Genomic DNA, 14,756 nt, shown 5'->3' on the forward strand with positions numbered 1-14,756 from the left:
TGGTACTGCAGGGGGGACCCTGTGGGAGAGTAGGACGCCGCCGAACAATCATTCACAAAGAACCCCCGATCCGTCACGGATCGGGGGTTCTTTGCATTTCCCGGAGACTCCCCGCAGGTACGATCGTCGGGTGAACGCTTACTGGCACGTCGTTCTGCCGCCGCTCGGCGCCTGACCGGGCGCCGACGCTGATGGTTTGACCCGGGATCCCGGCCGGCCCGCAGGGTGGTCAGGGGTTCCTGTCGTGCGCCTGTTTCGAATCCGGTCCTTGACGTATTCGACGACGGAAGACCACGACTGTGCCGAACCGCACTTCTCCCCGAACTCCCGCCCGCCCGACCAGCGACGCCTCGCAGACGAAGAGCGCCGCCCTCCTGGGCGGGCCGGTCCCCATCCTCACCGCTGCCGTCCTGTGGGGGACGACCGGGACCGCCGGCTCGATGGCCCCGGCCGGTGTGCCGGCGGCGGCCGTCGGCTGTGCCGGCCTCACCCTCGGCGGTCTGCTGCTGTTCCTGACGTCCCTGGGTGCCCGCGCGCTGCCTGCGGCCTGCTCGCGTACCGAGCGTTGGCTGCTCGCCGTGGGTGCGGCGGCGGTGGCCGGCTACCCGGTGACCTTCTACCCGGCCGTGGGCCGCACCGGCGTGGCCGTGGCCACCGTGATCGCGCTGGGCAGCGCGCCGGTCTTCGCCGGGCTGCTGTCCTGGATCGCCGGGGGCGGCCGGCCGGCCGCGCGCTGGGCCGGTGCCACCGCGGCCGCCGTTCTGGGCTGCACGCTCCTGGTGCTGGGCCCCGGGCTGACCGGCCGTGCCACACCCGTGGACCCGACCGGAATCGCGCTCGCCGCGGCCGCCGGGCTGTCCTACGCCGTGTACTCCCTGATCGGAGGCCGGCTCATCACGCGTGGACATCCTTCCGACGCGGTGATGGGGGTGCTGTTCGGCGCCGCCGCGCTGCTCGTCCTGCCGATCGTGCTGTCCGCCGGGCCGCAGTGGCTCGCTAGCGTCCGTGGCGCGGCGGTGGCCCTGCACCTGGCCGTGTTCACCGTCTACCTGGCCTACCGGCTCTTCGGACGCGGCCTGCGGCACACCGGCGTCTCGGTGGCCACGACGCTGACCCTCGCCGAGCCGGCCGTGGCGGCCGTCCTGGGTGTCACCGTCCTCGGTGAGCGTCTGCCGGTGGCCTCCTGGTGCGGGCTGGCCGTCCTCGCCCTGGGACTGGCCCTCCTCACGGCTCCGGTCGGCGGCAAGCGCACCGGCCGCGGAGAGCGGCAGCAGCGGCAGGCAGAGCGGTAGCCGGGAGCGGGCAGAGCCGCCGGCCGTCAGAGGCGGCCGGCGGCCTTGAGAGCGAGGTAGGTGTCGGCGAGGGCGGGGGCCACGGCGGCGGGCGGGGCGTCGAGGACGGTGACGCCGGCGCGGGTGAGCCGGTCCGCGGTGAGTCGGCGGTCGGCGCGGGTCTGTTCGGCGGCGGCCGCGCCGTACACGGCCTCGACGGTGCCGCGGCCGGCCGCCAGCTCGTCCAGGTGCGGGTCGGAGACCGAGGCGAGGACGACCTCGTGGCGCTTGGTGAGGAGCGGAAGCAGCGGGAGCAGGCCGTCCTCGACGGGGGCCGCGTCGAGCCCGGTCAGCAGGACGATCAGTGAGCGGTGCGGCGCCATCTTCAGCGCGGTGGCGACCAGCGAGCGCATGTCGGTCTCGTAGAGCGCCGGTTCGAGGGTGGCCATCGCGGTGGTGAAGGCGGGCAGGATCTCGTTGGGGGCGCGGCCGGCCACCGAGACGCGCTTGCGCAGGTCGTGGGCAAGGAGGTCGACCCGGTCGCCGGCCTTGGTGGCGAGCGCGGTGAGCAGCAGTGCGGCGTCGAGCGAGGCGTCCAGGCGGGGCGCGTCGCCGACCCGGCCGGCCGAGGTGCGGCCGGTGTCGAGGACGACGAGGATGTGGCGGTCGCGTTCGGGGCGCCAGGTGCGGACGGCGACGGTGTGCCGGCGGGCGCTGGCGCGCCAGTCGATGGAGCGGATGTCGTCGCCGGGCAGGTACTCGCGCAGGGAGTCGAACTCGGTGCCCTGGCCGCGGGTCAGGACGGAGGTGCGGCCGTCGAGTTCGCGCAGCCGGGCGAGCCGGGAGGGCAGGTGCTTGCGGCTGTTGAACGGCGGCAGGGCGCGGACCGTCCACGGGACGAGGTGGGAGCCCTGACGGCCGGCCAGGCCGAGCGGGCCGAGCGAACGGATCGTCACCTTGTGGGCGTGGTGGTCGCCGCGCCGGGTCGGGGTGAGCACCGTGGTGACGCGGCGTCGTTCGTGCCCGGGGATGCTCAGGGTGTGCCGGGAGGCGGCGATCTCGCTGCCGGGCCGCCAGGCGGAGGGGGCCCAGGCGTCGCGGACGCGGGCTCTGAGCGGGCGGCCGGCGGGGTTGGTGACGGTCAGTTCGACGGAGGCGGGCTCGCCGAGCCGGACGGTGGTGTCGCCGCCCCGGGTGATCCGCAGACGGCGGACCGGGGCGGCGATGACCAGGTCGGTCACGACGGCGAGCAGGACCGCGCCGGTGACGGCGGCGATCCCGCCCCAGGAGGGCAGGAGCAGGCCCACGACGAGCGCGCCGAGTGCGGCGAGCAGGGCGGTTCGCCCGGTGAGGGCCATGCGGTGCGCTCCTTCGTGAGCGAGGCGGTGGAGGCGGTCAGCGGGGGGCGGGCGTCTGGGCCAGGACGGCCTGGATGACGGAGTCGGCGGTGACGCCCTCCATCTCGGCCTCGGCACGGAGCGCGACGCGGTGGCGCAGGGTGGGCAGGGCCAGCGCCTTGACGTCGTCGGGGGTGACGTAGTCGCGGCCGGCCAGCCAGGCCCAGGCGCGGGAGGCCGCGAGCAGGGCGGTGGCGCCGCGCGGGGAGACGCCGATGGAGAGCGACGGGGACTGCCGGGTGGCCCGGCAGAGGTCGACGATGTAGGCGAGGACCTCGGGCGAGACGGTGAGCCTGGCGATCTGCTCACGGGCGGCGGCGATGTGCTCGGGTCCGGCGACCGGGCGGACGCCGGCGGCGGCGAGGTCGCGCGGGTCGAAGCCGGAGGCGTGCTTGGCGAGGACCTGGTACTCCTGGTCGCGGTCGGGCAGCGGCAGGATCAGCTTCAGCAGGAAGCGGTCGAGCTGGGCCTCGGGCAGCGGGTAGGTGCCCTCGTACTCGACCGGGTTCTGCGTCGCGGCGACCAGGAACGGGACGGGCAGCTTGCGGGGCTCGCCGTCGACGGTGACCTGGTGCTCCTCCATGGCCTCCAGCAGGGCGGCCTGGGTCTTCGGCGGCGTGCGGTTGATCTCGTCGGCGAGCAGCAGGTTGGTGAAGACCGGGCCGGGCTGGAAGGAGAACTCGGCGGTGCGGGCGTCGTAGACCAGCGAGCCGGTGACGTCGCCGGGCATCAGGTCGGGGGTGAACTGGATGCGCTTGGTGTCCAGGCTGAGCGCCGTCGAGAGGGTGCGGATCAGCAGGGTCTTCGCCACGCCGGGGACGCCCTCCAGCAGCACGTGGCCGCCGCAGAGCAGGGCGACCACGAGACCGGTGACGGCGGCGTCCTGGCCGACCACGGCCTTGGCGATCTCGGAGCGCAGGGCGGTCAGCGCCTGGCGGGGGTCGCCCGCGGTGCCGGGGGTGACGGTGGTGCCGGGGGTGGCGGGTGCCGTGCCGGGGGTGATGCGGAGCTGGGCGGTGGCCTGTTCGGTCACGGCTTCCGTACCTGCCTTTCGAGGGCGTCGAGGTCGTCGGCGAGTCGCAGCAGTGCGGCGTCGTCGGTCGGGGGCGGGCCGTACAGGAGGGTCCGTACGTCTCCGGCGGGGCGGTCGGGGAGGCGGTCGACGACCGCCGCGCAGAGTGCGGTCGGGTCGGGGGCGCCGGCGCTGAGCGGAAGGCCGAGGGTGGGGGCGAGGCGGTGGACGGTGGCGCGGCGCAGGGCGTCGGCGGCACGGCCACGGGCCTTGGCCCGGCGGTAGAGGCGGGCCCGGCCCTCGGTGGTCTCGGCGGCGCGGACGACCACGGGCAGGTTCTCGCTGATGACGGGGCCGAGCCGGCGGGCGCGCCAGACGGCGGCCAGCAGGACGGCGATGGCGAGCTGGTACGCGCCCCAGCGCCAGCCGTCGGGGATGTAGTCGGTGAACCGCTTGTCGCCGCCCGCGGCCACCGGGGCGGAGTAGTCGGGCAGGTGCCAGGTCAGGTTGGGCTGGGAGCCGAGCAGGCCGAGGGCGAGCGAGGCGTTGCCGTCCTTCTTGATCAGCTCGTTGCTGAGGAAGTCGCCGCTGCCGAGGACGACGGCCTCGGTGCCCTTGCCGGTCGGCACGGCCACCAGGGGGTAGCCGTGGCCGCGGGGGTAGCAGCCCTCGCCGCGGCTGCCGGTGGTGTAGAGCAGACCGCCGAGGTGGGCGGTGCCGGCCCGGACGGCCTCGGTGAGGGCGCACTGGGCGGCGGTGCTGCGGACCCCGGCGTACGGCACACCGCCGCCCTCGTCGGAGGTGCGGACGCCCGGGGCCAGCGCGCTGAGCGCGGCCGGGCCGGGGGAGAGGAGGATCAGCCGGGCGTGCTTGGCGGCGGCGATGGTGCGCAGCTGTTCGGGGCTGAGCAGGTCGGGTTCGGGGACGACGAGGGTGTCGTTGCCGGTGGTGCGGGCGGTGGGGTCGGTGGTGATGTCGACCTTGAGGCCCTCCCGCTGGAGCAGGGCGACCACGGCATGGGCGCCGGAGGGGTCGTAGGAGCGCGGGTCCAGCGGCGGGTAGCGGCGGTCCTGGCTCAGGGCGGCCAGGAGGGCGCCGGCGACCAGGACCAGGACGGCGGTGAGCAGGAACCAGCGCGAGCGGTACCAGAGGCTGCGGCCGGTGGGCGCGAGGCTGCTGGGGCTGACGCGGGGCTCGGGTGGTGCGGGCGGCCCGGCGGGTGAGGGCGCTCCGGTGGCCGTGGCGCCGGGCGGTACGGCCGGTGCTCCGGTGGGCGTCGGCGGTGCGGCCGGGCCGGGGGAGGCGCCGGGGGTGGTGGTGGTCATGCCGCTCCTCCCGGGGCCGCGGCGAGGGCCGGGCGGGCGCGTTCGAGGGCCTGGTCGAGGTCGCGGAGCAGCTGGTACGCGGCGTGGTCGGCGGTGCGCTCGCCGTACGCGATGTCGTCGAAGGTGCGGGCGGCCGTCGTGAGGGCGGCGGCGTGCGCGGGCAGCATGCGGCCCGCCTCGGTGGCGGCCTCGTCGGCGGTCCGGCCGGGGCGGGTGTCGAGCAGGGTGCGCTCCTCCAGGGCCCGGACGACCGCGCGCATCTGCTCGCGGACGGCTTCGGCCCACTGGCCGGCGGTGGCGTGCCGTTCGGCGTCGGCCCGGTACTGGGCGGCGCTGCGCGGGGCGGCGGCGCCGAAGACGTCGAGCGTCGTGCGGGCGGCCCGCTTGGGCGCGCCGAGGCGCCACCAGAGGGAGGCCGCGATCACGACGGCGACCACCAGGAAGAGGATCAGGCCGGTGGTGCCGGTGGTGCCGTCACCGGTGATGGCGTTGAGCGCGTCGTCGATCCGTTCCGTGATCCAGTCGAGGACCCGCTCCTGGAGGCTCGGGTCGTGCCGGTGGTAGTCGGCCTTGAGCAGTTCGTCGCGGACGGCGTCGCGGGCCGGGTCACGCGGGGTGGTGACCGGGGCCCCGCCCGCGGCCAGCACCTTCTCCCCCCAGTTCGGCATCCGGCTCAGAGCCTCGCCGGGTTCTGGCCGACCGGGTCGCTCCAGCCGGTGCCGCCGTACTCGGGCAGGCCGGCGGCGCGGGCCAGCTCGATGTCCAGGGCCTCGCGGCGGATCCGCTGGTCGACGTAGAGCAGGACGCCGATGGTGGCGGTGAACGGGATGGTGAGGGTGGAGGAGATCACGCCGGCGATCGCGTTGCTGATCAGCATGGCGACGGGCAGGGTGGCCGGCTCGCCGGAGCCGAGCTGGTCGGAGAGGTCGTCGAAGCCGAGGACCAGGCCGATGACGGCGAACGGGATGCTGAGCATTCCGGCGACGAGGCCGGCCAGCAGCCGGCCGAGGATGTTGATGCCGAACAGCCGCCACCAGGAGCCGCGGACCAGGCGGCGGGAGCGGGAGAGGGCGGGCAGGACGCCCTGCTTCTCCAGCATCAGGGCGGGGGCGGCCAGGCTGAGCTGGATCCAGATCCAGAAGGCGACCGGGATGCTGAGGATGCCGACCACGGCCAGCAGGCCCACGATGATGGGCTCGTCCGCGCCGGCCAGCAGGTAGCCGATCAGCGGGGCGAAGCCGAGCAGGACGATGCCGGCGCTGATCAGGCCAGTCAGCAGGGTCAGGCCGATCAGCTGGAGCAGCCGGGGGCGGGCGTCGCGCCAGGCGTCGCGGACGGTGGCGGCCTGGCCGAGGATGGCGCGGCTGACGACCATGGTCAGCAGGGCGGCGGCGACCACGCCGAGCAGCATCGCCACCGGCAGGCTGATCAGGGCGGACACCACGGGGGTGAGGTCGCCCGTGTTGCCGTCGACGGCCAGCTGGGTGCCGACGACGGCGGCCTCCTGGACCACGGCGACGCCGAGGGAGAGGCCGAGCGTGGTGCGCCAGTGCTTGCGGATGGTGGAGACGGCTCCGTCGAGGATCTCGCCGAGGCCGAGCGGGCGCAGCGGGATCACGCCGGGCTTGGGGCTGGCCGGGGCGCCCCAGCCGTACTGTCCGGGCTGTCCGTAGGGGCCCTGGCCGCCGTAGTGGGGACCGCCGTACTGGGGGCCGCTGCCCTGCTGCGGGCCGCCGTGGCCGGCGTCCCGGGCCGGGGGCGCGGCGGGCGCGCCGTGGGGTGGTACCGACTGCCCGGGCACGGCGGCGGATGCGTCGGCCGGGGGCCGGGCCTCGTCGCGGGGCGGCTCGGACGAGCTGGGCGAGGCCCAGCCCGGGGTGTCGGTCATCACTGCTCCTCGGAGGGGCGTCAGGGTTCGCGGGGCCGGGTGGATCTTCACCCGCGCGCAGCGCCCATCGTGCCATGGTGGTCGGACGGGCCCCAGGGGTATCCGGTTGCTGAACCGCAACGGGAGGCCGGCGGCCGGCCGGCGGGAGGTCAGCGGGGCTCGGGTGACGGTTCGGGCCGGGATATTCGTCCGGTATGGCCGGAATTCGCCCGGGCGGGGACTTGGCCGTTCTGGAGCAATGGGACTGCTGTGCGGCAGGTCACAATCCGGTAATGAGAGGATGGATGCATGAAGGGACGTGTCCTCGTCGTTGATGACGACTCCGCACTGGCCGAGATGCTCGGCATTGTGCTGCGTGGTGAGGGTTTTGAGCCGTTTTTCGTCGCGGATGGGGACAAGGCGCTAGCCGCCTTCCGGGAGACCAAGCCCGACCTGGTCCTGCTGGACCTGATGCTGCCCGGACGGGACGGCATCGATGTCTGCCGGCAGATCCGGGCCGAGTCGGGCATTCCGATCGTCATGCTGACCGCCAAGACGGACACCGTGGACGTCGTGGTCGGCCTGGAGTCGGGGGCCGACGACTACGTCACCAAGCCGTTCAAGCCCAAGGAGCTGGTGGCCCGGGTGCGGGCCCGGCTGCGTCGTGCCGAGGAGCCGACGCCCGAGCAGCTGACCATCGGCGATCTGGTGATCGACGTGGCCGGCCACTCGGTGAAGCGGGACGGCCGGGGCATCCCGCTGACCCCGCTGGAGTTCGACCTGCTGGTCGCGCTGGCCCGCAAGCCCTGGCAGGTGTTCACCCGCGAGGTGCTGCTGGAGCAGGTCTGGGGGTACCGCCACGCGGCGGACACCCGCCTGGTCAACGTGCACGTCCAGCGGCTCCGCTCCAAGATCGAGAAGGACCCGGAGCGCCCCGAGATCGTGGTGACCGTCCGCGGCGTCGGCTACAAGGCCGGACCCAGCTGACGTGACGTACCAGGCTGACGAGACCCCGTCGGGTACCGCGACCGACGGGGGCGCCGCCGTGCGCGGGGACGTGCTGAGCTCGACCACGCGCAGCCGCCGCCGGCGCGGCCCCGCGGGCCTGCTCGCACCCGTGATCCGTCAGCTGCGCCGGCCCGTGAACCGGGTCCTGGCGCTGTACCGGCGTTCCATCCAGCTGCGGGTGGTCGCGGCCACCCTGATGCTGTCGGTCGTCGTGGTGCTGGTGCTGGGTGTCGTGGTGGTGGCCCAGGTCCGCAACGGGCTGCTGAACACCAAGCGGGACTCGGCGCGCAGCCAGGCCCGGGCCGGCTTCCAGACCGAGCAGAAGAAGATCGACGAGGCGAAGGAACTGCGCCTCAAGGTCGCTCCGATCGCCGACCCGACCACCGAGGAGATCGGCACCTGGCTGCTGAAGCAGGTCGGCGACCTCGCGGCCAGCGGGCAGAACGTCTACTCGGTGATCGCGATCATGCCCGACAGCGAGCAGCACCTCTCGCTGGAGAAGACCGGCCTCGGGCCGCGCTACTCCGGCGACATCCAGCCGAGCAGCATCCCCGACTCCCTGCGTGCCAAGGTGACGTCCGAGGCCGGCATCTTCGACCAGCCGACCGTGATCCGGCGCGCCCCGGAGAGCGGTGGCCGGACCGAGCCGGGGCTGGCCGTCGGCATGCAGTTCTCCGGGCCCACCGGCGCCCCGTACCAGCTCTACTACGTCTTCTCCTTCGGCCAGGAGACCGACACCCTCGGCCTGATCACCGGCACGCTGGCCACCGCCGGCGTCTTCGTGGTGATCATGATGGGCGGCATCGCCTGGCTCGTGGTGCGCCAGGTGGTGACCCCGGTCCGGATGGCCGCCGGGATCTCCGAGCGGCTGGCCGCCGGGCACCTGGAGGAGCGGATGAAGGTCACCGGGACGGACGACATCGCCCGTCTCGGCGAGTCGTTCAACCGGATGGCCAACGCACTGCAGGCGCAGATCCGCCAGCTGGAGGAGCTCTCCCGCGTGCAGCGGCGCTTCGTCTCGGACGTCTCGCACGAGCTGCGCACCCCGCTCACCACCGTGCGGATGGCCGCCGACCTCATCTACGACAGCCGCGAGGACCTGGACCCGATGGCGGCCCGCTCGGCCGAGCTGCTCCAGGGCCAGCTGGACCGCTTCGAGTCGCTGCTCGCCGACCTGCTGGAGATCAGCCGCTTCGACGCGGGCGCCGCGATCCTCGACGCCGAGCCGGTCGACCTGCGCGAGATCGTCGGCCGGGTGATCGAGGCCGCCGACCCGCTGGCCCAGGCCAAGGGCAGCGCTGTGGTGGTCCGCGGCGACGGCGAGCCGGTCCTGGCCGAGGTCGACTCCCGCCGGATCGAGCGCATCCTGCGCAACCTCGTCGTCAACGCGCTGGAGCACGGTGAGGGCCGCGACGTCGTGGTCCGGCTGGGCTCGGCCGACGGCGCGGTCGCGGTCGGCGTGCGCGACTACGGCATCGGACTCAAGCCCGGCGAGGCGTCCCGGGTGTTCCACCGCTTCTGGCGGGCCGACCCGTCCCGGGTGCGGACCACCGGCGGCACCGGGCTCGGCCTCTCCATCGCGGTCGAGGACGCGCACCTGCACGGCGGCTGGCTGCAGGCCTGGGGCGAACCCGGCGGCGGCTCGCACTTCCGGCTCACCCTGCCGCGCACCCGCGGCGGCGAGATCAGCCGGGCGCCGTTCCGGCTGGAGCCGGAGGACTCCCGCAACAACCGGGGCCTCGGCTCTTACGGGACCCCGTACCGGCGGGCGATCCGCCCGTCCGGCGCGACCGCGCTGACCGTCACCGAGGACCAGGGCGTGCCGGAGACCCCGGAGGGCGCCGGCAACGGGTTCGGCAGCGGGCTGGGCGGCGTGCTGAGCATCGGCCCCGGGCTGGGCAGCCCCAGGCTGCCGGAGGGGCCGCGCTCCGACCCCTCGGACGTGCGGACCGTGGGGGCCGGGTACGGTGCCACCGGAGCCCAGGTCATGGTGGACCCGACGCCGGGACGGCCGTCGATGGCGCAGCGGACGGCGGAGCCGGACCTTGCGGGTGCGGCGGAGGCCGCGGTCGGTGCGGGCGGGACGGACACGGAGGGGTCGCAGCGTGCGAAGGACCAGCAGCAGTACTGAACCGCGGACGGCCGCGGTGACCGGCACGGTGCTGGTCGCCCTGCTGGCGGGCGGCTGCGCGGCGATGCCGGACTCCGGCGGCATCGGCAAGGTCGAGCTGGCGCAGGGCTCGGCGGACAAGAACCTCCAGGTCAGGGTCTTCCCGGTGGGGCCGGTCAAGGGCGCCAAGCCGGACGGCCTGCTCACCGGCTTCCTGGACGCGCTGACCGCGGACGAGAGCTACGACACCGCACGCAAGTACCTCACCGACGAAGCGGCCGCGCACTGGAACCCGGACGCCGGCATCCAGGTGCTGGAGGCCAACCCCATTCCGCGGTCCAACCAGACCGTGACGGACGCCGACACGTCGTACTCCACCCAGGTCCCCGGCAAGGTCGTCGCCAAGGTGGACGACAAGCACTCCTACACCTTCTCGGGCGGGCAGCTGGACGTGGACCTCCCGTTCACGTTCGTCCGGGAGAAGGGCGGCGAGTGGCGCATCGCCAAGCTGCCCGACGGTCTGATCATCAACCAGACCAACTTCCGCAACAGCTTCCGCCAGGTGGACCGCTTCTTCTACGCGGCCCAGGACCCGTCGGCGGCCGGCACCACGGCGGTCAGCACCCAGGACGTGCTGATCGCCGACCCGATCTACCTGCGGCGCCGAATAGACACGCTGACCTCGGCCGCCAAGGCCGTGGTCGCCGGTGCGTCCGACTGGCTCTCGCCGGTGGCACGGACCGCCTTCCCGACCGGAGCGACCGTCGACCGGGTCGGCGTCGACGAGGGCCGCACCGCCCACGTGGTGCTCAACGGCGCCGACCTCGCCAACCAGACGGCCTGCCGGCAGATGGCCACCCAGCTCTTCTACACCCTCGCCGACCAGGGCAAGGGGCAGGTGGACCGGGTGGAGCTGAAGAGCTCGCACGGCAACGGCTGCCAGGCCGCCAGCCTCGACGTACCCGTCACCGGCCCCGGTGCGCTGGCCGGCTCGGCCGCGGCCAGGCAGTACTTCCAGCGCGCCGACGACGGCGTGCTGATGGAGGCCCGCGACACCGACGGCACCGCCGTCCGCGGCCCGCTCGGCAAGCCCCAGCCCAACAAGCAGCCGGCGCTCGGCCCGATCGCGGTGGCACGGGACGGCGAACGCGCCGCGGCGATCAGCGGCAACGGCCACCAGCTCTACTCGGTGGCCCTCTCGGACAGCATGCCGACGATGCCCGAACCGCTGCTCGCCACCCCGGCCCGGTCCGGCGACCGCACCGAGGACGCGCTCGCCTCGCCCAGCTGGGACGGCCGCGGCGACCTCTGGCTGGTGGACCGTGACCCGCAGAACCGGCGGGTCCTGATGGTGCGCGGCAGCAAGGTGTACACCGTGCCCGTCGACGGCCTCGACGGGCAGGTCGTGCAGGACCTCAAGGTCTCCTCGGACGGCGTCCGGATCGCCCTGGTCCTCAGGAACCCGGCCGGTGTGCGGTCGCTCTGGCTCGGCCTGGTGGTGCACGGCGGCACCAAGGAGGCGCCCACCGCGCGGATCACCGGGCTGCGCTCGGCCGCTCCGCTGCTCACCGAGATCACCTCGGTGTCCTGGGCGGAGACCGACCAGCTGCTCGTGCTGGGCAAGGAGAACGGCCGTATCCAGCAGCTGCACTACATCAGCACCGACGGCTCGCAGAGCAGCGACGCCTCGCTGCAGGGCGGCGAGGGCATGTCCTCGGCGGAGGCCTCGGAGTTCCGCGCGGAGTCCCCGAACCAGGTGCCGCCGGTGATCGCACGGCAGACCTCCACCGGCACGATCTTCCGGCTGACCAACAACCAGTGGCGGGAGGTCAACCCGAACCTGCGGGCGACCTCCTTCATCTACCCGGGCTAGGGCTTGGACCAGGCCCGGCCGGCGGGGCCCGTACGGGCCGGGTGGCGCGCAGGACCGGCGGTGCGGTGCGGGACGGCGGGCAGGTGCGGGACGGCGGCCGCGACGGTGGCGGCGGCCTTCGGCGGAAGGCCGGCGGCGGCCAGGGCCCGCGCGGCCTCGGCGAGGCTGGCACCCGTGGTCACCAGGTCGTCCACCAGGACCGGCTGACGGCCGGTCAGCCGGTGGTGCGCGCCCGGCAGGACGGTCAGCGCGCCGTGCAGGTTGCGCCGGCGCTCGGCGGCGGTGAGGCCGGCCTGGTCGGCGACCGGCCGGGTGTGCCGCAGCAGCGCCGCGGCGCGGGCGTCCAGCCCGGCCCGGCGCAGCGACCGGGCGGCGGCGCCGGCCAGCCGCAGCGTCGGGTCGTGCCCGCGGGCGCGGACGGCGGCTCGGGCGGAGGGCATCGGGACCAGCAGCAGCGGCGCGAGCCCGGCGCGCGGCCCGAGCGAGGAGCGCACGGCCCGGGCGAGCGCCTCGCCCAGCGGGCCGGCCAGCCGCAGCGCGCCGCGCTCCTTGTGGGCCAGCAGCAGCTGGCGGACCGGGTCGGCGTACGGGGCGGCGGCGTGCACCCAGGGCAGTGCGGTCGGGCCGGGGCGGGCGGTGGCCAGGGCGGTGAGGCAGGCCGGGCAGAGCTGCGCGCGGTCGGCGCCGCAGCCGGCGCACCGGGCCGGCAGCAGCACGTCCAGCAGCCCGGCCAGTGCGTTGGCGAACGGCCCTTGGGCGGTCTGCGGGTGGGCGGCGCTGGGGGTGGGCGGCACGGCTGCTCCTGGCGACGGCAGGCACGGAGAGTGAGCAAAGAATGCGCCGTACGGGGGGTGTTGTCCAGGCATTTACCCATGTTTCACTCGCGGGAGGGTAGACAGGGTGCAACAGCTTGACCGCCAGCCCGCGGCATCGGGTCATACCCGCTCCCCCGCCTGGGGAGGCGAAAACCCCGTGTGAGGTGTTCGATGAGGCTCCAGGGGGTTTCAACCGTCCCTGGTGGGGAGGAAGTGAGGTGAGGGCCAGTCGTTTCCGTCGCTCGCGGCGGGGGCGGAGGGCCGGCAGTGGATGGGCTGGTCCGGCTGGGTCTCAGCCCGATCCGGTAGCACCCGGATCGGCGTCAGCACGAGGGATCGGAGTTCTGCGTGGACATCGTCGTCAAGGGCCGCAAGACCGAGGTGCCCAAGAGGTTCCGCGAGCACGTGGCCGAGAAGCTGGAGAAGGTCCAGAAGTTCGACGGCAAGGTGATCAGCCTCGACGTCGAGGTGTCCAAGGAGCACAACCCGCGTCAGGCCGACCGGTCCGAGCGGGTGGAGATCACTCTCCGTACCCGTGGGCCCGTGATCCGGGCCGAGGCCGCCGCCGGAGACCCGTACGCGGCGCTCGACCTGGCTTCGGCGAAGCTCGACGCGCAGCTGCGCAAGTCCGCAGACCGGCGCCGGGTGCACAAGGGCGGCAACGGCCGCACCCCCATCAGCGTCGCCGAGGCGACCGCGGCCCTGGCCGCGCTGCCCGCCACGACGCAGCAGGAGGGCGAGACCAACGGGGCCGTCCGCAAGACCATGATGGGATCCCTGGAAGTGGAGGGCGAAGGCCCGCTGGTGGTCCGGGAGAAGACCCACCCGGCCGCCCCCATGGCGCTGGACCAGGCGCTCTACGAGATGGAACTGGTCGGCCACGACTTCTACCTCTTCGTGGAGAAGGACAGCGGCCTGCCGAGCGTCGTCTACCGCCGGCACGGTTACAACTACGGCGTCATCCACCTGAAGGCCGACGGCTCGTCCACGGCCGGTGGTGGCGCAGGCGGTGCGATCGGCGGGTCCGACGACGAGGACTGACCGTCCGAGCTTTGTTGGGAGAGGTGACCCCGGCGGCCGTTGCCGCCGGGGTCACCGGCGTTCCGGGGTGGGGGCGGCGTCCCCGGACCTGCCCCTGGCCAGCCCTTGACCTGCCCCTGGCGCGCCCGGGCCGTCCCCCCGGTGCCCTCGGGGTCACCCGCTGCAGAGGATTCGGCGTCGGAGGGTGACCGGAGGGTGTCCGGGCCGTGGAATGATTGGCGCACGACGACCGGCGACGGGGGAGGAGCGGATGGGGGATCACTTCGGGCTGGGGCCCGCTACGGGGCCGGTCACGGGGGTGGCGCCCGGGCGGGGGGACGAGTCCGAGTACGCCCCGCACCGGCGGGAGCCGATCCGCGTCCTGGTGGTGGACGACCATGCGCTGTTCCGCCGCGGGCTGGAGATCGTGCTCGCGGAGGAGGAGGACATCAAGGTCATCGGTGAGGCCGGGGACGGCGCCGAGGCCGTGCTGAAGGCGGCCGACCTGCTGCCCGACATCATCCTGATGGACGTCCGGATGCCCCGCCGCAGCGGGATCGAGGCCTGCACCGCGATCAAGGACGTGGTGCCCAGCACCAAGATCATCATGCTGACGATAAGCGACGAGGAAGCCGACCTCTACGAGGCGATCAAGGCCGGTGCGACCGGCTACCTGCTCAAGGAGATCTCCACCGACGAGGTCGCCACCGCGATCCGCGCGGTCGCCGACGGGCAGTCCCAGATCAGCCCGTCGATGGCCTCCAAGCTGCTCACCGAGTTCAAGTCGATGATCCAGCGCCGCTCCGACGACCGGGACCTCGTGCCCGCGCCCCGGCTGACCGACCGGGAGTTGGAGGTGCTCAAGCTGGTGGCCACCGGGATGAACAACCGGGAGATCGCCAAGGAGCTGTTCATCAGCGAGAACACCGTGAAGAACCACGTGCGCAACATCCTGGAGAAGCTCCAGCTGCACTCCCGGATGGAGGCCGTGGTCTACGCGATGCGGGAGAAGATCCTCGAAATAGGGTGACACGGGCCGCAGTTGTGGGCCCGGGGCG

The 14,756-nt window shown here is 73.9% G+C and carries 12 protein-coding genes; 6 read left to right on the forward strand and 6 right to left on the reverse strand.

From position 1 onward, the window contains the following. Positions 1-299: 299 nt before the first annotated feature. Positions 300-1,292: an EamA family transporter gene (locus ACZ5WK_RS24410; protein WP_465550041.1), complete on the forward strand. Its 993-nt coding sequence runs from the start codon at positions 300-302 to the stop codon at positions 1,290-1,292. A gap of 26 nt (positions 1,293-1,318) precedes the next feature. Here the strand turns inward: ACZ5WK_RS24410 and ACZ5WK_RS24415 are convergent, their stop codons facing one another. The 5 genes from ACZ5WK_RS24415 to ACZ5WK_RS24435 all read right to left on the reverse strand — a co-directional run bounded on the left by ACZ5WK_RS24415 (position 1,319) and on the right by ACZ5WK_RS24435 (position 6,893). Continuing rightward, positions 1,319-2,629, reverse strand: a complete 1,311-nt coding sequence (locus tag ACZ5WK_RS24415; RefSeq protein ID WP_405365779.1) for a DUF58 domain-containing protein — start codon at positions 2,627-2,629, stop codon at positions 1,319-1,321. A gap of 37 nt (positions 2,630-2,666) precedes the next feature. After that, entirely contained in the window at positions 2,667-3,596 is a 930-nt protein-coding gene (locus ACZ5WK_RS24420) for an AAA family ATPase (RefSeq protein WP_465550210.1), read from the reverse strand. Between the two features lie 101 nt (positions 3,597-3,697). Next, on the reverse strand, positions 3,698-5,005 hold the full coding sequence (locus ACZ5WK_RS24425) for a DUF4350 domain-containing protein (RefSeq protein ID WP_465550043.1): 1,308 nt from the start codon (positions 5,003-5,005) through the stop codon (positions 3,698-3,700). After that, complete coding sequence (locus ACZ5WK_RS24430) at positions 5,002-5,673, reverse strand: DUF4129 domain-containing protein (protein WP_465550045.1); 672 nt, start codon at positions 5,671-5,673, stop codon at positions 5,002-5,004. Before ACZ5WK_RS24430 ends, ACZ5WK_RS24425 begins: the two co-directional genes overlap by 4 nt. Before the next feature lie 5 nt (positions 5,674-5,678). Beyond that, positions 5,679-6,893: a DUF7847 domain-containing protein gene (locus ACZ5WK_RS24435; RefSeq protein WP_465550047.1), complete on the reverse strand. Its 1,215-nt coding sequence runs from the start codon at positions 6,891-6,893 to the stop codon at positions 5,679-5,681. A gap of 288 nt (positions 6,894-7,181) precedes the next feature. On the opposite strand from ACZ5WK_RS24435, the gene mtrA reads away from it, so the two are divergent. Genes mtrA through ACZ5WK_RS24450 form a run of 3 tightly spaced genes read left to right on the forward strand, consistent with a single transcriptional unit; the run spans position 7,182 to position 11,863 of the window. Beyond that, a complete protein-coding gene (gene mtrA, locus ACZ5WK_RS24440) occupies positions 7,182-7,859 on the forward strand; it encodes an MtrAB system response regulator MtrA (RefSeq protein WP_030061806.1) in 678 nt (225 codons plus the stop codon). 1 nt (position 7,860) lies between these two features. Further along, positions 7,861-10,011: an MtrAB system histidine kinase MtrB gene (mtrB, locus tag ACZ5WK_RS24445; RefSeq protein ID WP_465550049.1), complete on the forward strand. Its 2,151-nt coding sequence runs from the start codon at positions 7,861-7,863 to the stop codon at positions 10,009-10,011. Further along, positions 9,986-11,863: an LpqB family beta-propeller domain-containing protein gene (locus tag ACZ5WK_RS24450; RefSeq protein ID WP_465550051.1), complete on the forward strand. Its 1,878-nt coding sequence runs from the start codon at positions 9,986-9,988 to the stop codon at positions 11,861-11,863. The genes mtrB and ACZ5WK_RS24450 overlap by 26 nt, the downstream gene beginning before the upstream one ends. Here the strand turns inward: ACZ5WK_RS24450 and ACZ5WK_RS24455 are convergent. Next, complete coding sequence (locus ACZ5WK_RS24455; RefSeq protein WP_465550212.1) at positions 11,860-12,597, reverse strand: ComF family protein; 738 nt, start codon at positions 12,595-12,597, stop codon at positions 11,860-11,862. The two genes, ACZ5WK_RS24450 and ACZ5WK_RS24455, sit on opposite strands and share 4 nt — an antisense overlap. A gap of 429 nt (positions 12,598-13,026) precedes the next feature. On the opposite strand from ACZ5WK_RS24455, the gene hpf reads away from it, so the two are divergent. Together hpf and ACZ5WK_RS24465 are read left to right on the forward strand one after the other, a co-directional pair. After that, positions 13,027-13,719 carry a ribosome hibernation-promoting factor, HPF/YfiA family gene (gene hpf, locus ACZ5WK_RS24460; RefSeq protein WP_396322778.1) on the forward strand — a complete coding sequence of 231 codons (693 nt, stop codon included), beginning with the start codon at positions 13,027-13,029 and terminating at the stop codon, positions 13,717-13,719. 250 nt (positions 13,720-13,969) lie between these two features. Next, the gene (locus tag ACZ5WK_RS24465) at positions 13,970-14,728 is read left to right on the forward strand and encodes a response regulator (protein WP_396322777.1); all 759 of its coding nucleotides are present in this window, start codon (positions 13,970-13,972) and stop codon (positions 14,726-14,728) included. The last annotated feature ends 28 nt before the right edge of the window (positions 14,729-14,756 follow it).

Source organism: Kitasatospora sp. NPDC032757 (genome assembly GCF_055579305.1).

Coding starts and splice junctions, on each gene's coding strand:
- ACZ5WK_RS24415 (WP_405365779.1), bottom strand. CDS start 2,629: ATGGCCCTCACCGGGCGAACCGCCCTGCTCGCCGCACTCGGCGCGCTC.
- ACZ5WK_RS24425 (WP_465550043.1), bottom strand. CDS start 5,005: ATGACCACCACCACCCCCGGCGCCTCCCCCGGCCCGGCCGCACCGCCG.
- ACZ5WK_RS24430 (WP_465550045.1), bottom strand. CDS start 5,673: ATGCCGAACTGGGGGGAGAAGGTGCTGGCCGCGGGCGGGGCCCCGGTC.
- ACZ5WK_RS24435 (WP_465550047.1), bottom strand. CDS start 6,893: ATGACCGACACCCCGGGCTGGGCCTCGCCCAGCTCGTCCGAGCCGCCC.
- mtrA (WP_030061806.1), top strand. CDS start 7,182: ATGAAGGGACGTGTCCTCGTCGTTGATGACGACTCCGCACTGGCCGAG.
- ACZ5WK_RS24465 (WP_396322777.1), top strand. CDS start 13,970: ATGGGGGATCACTTCGGGCTGGGGCCCGCTACGGGGCCGGTCACGGGG.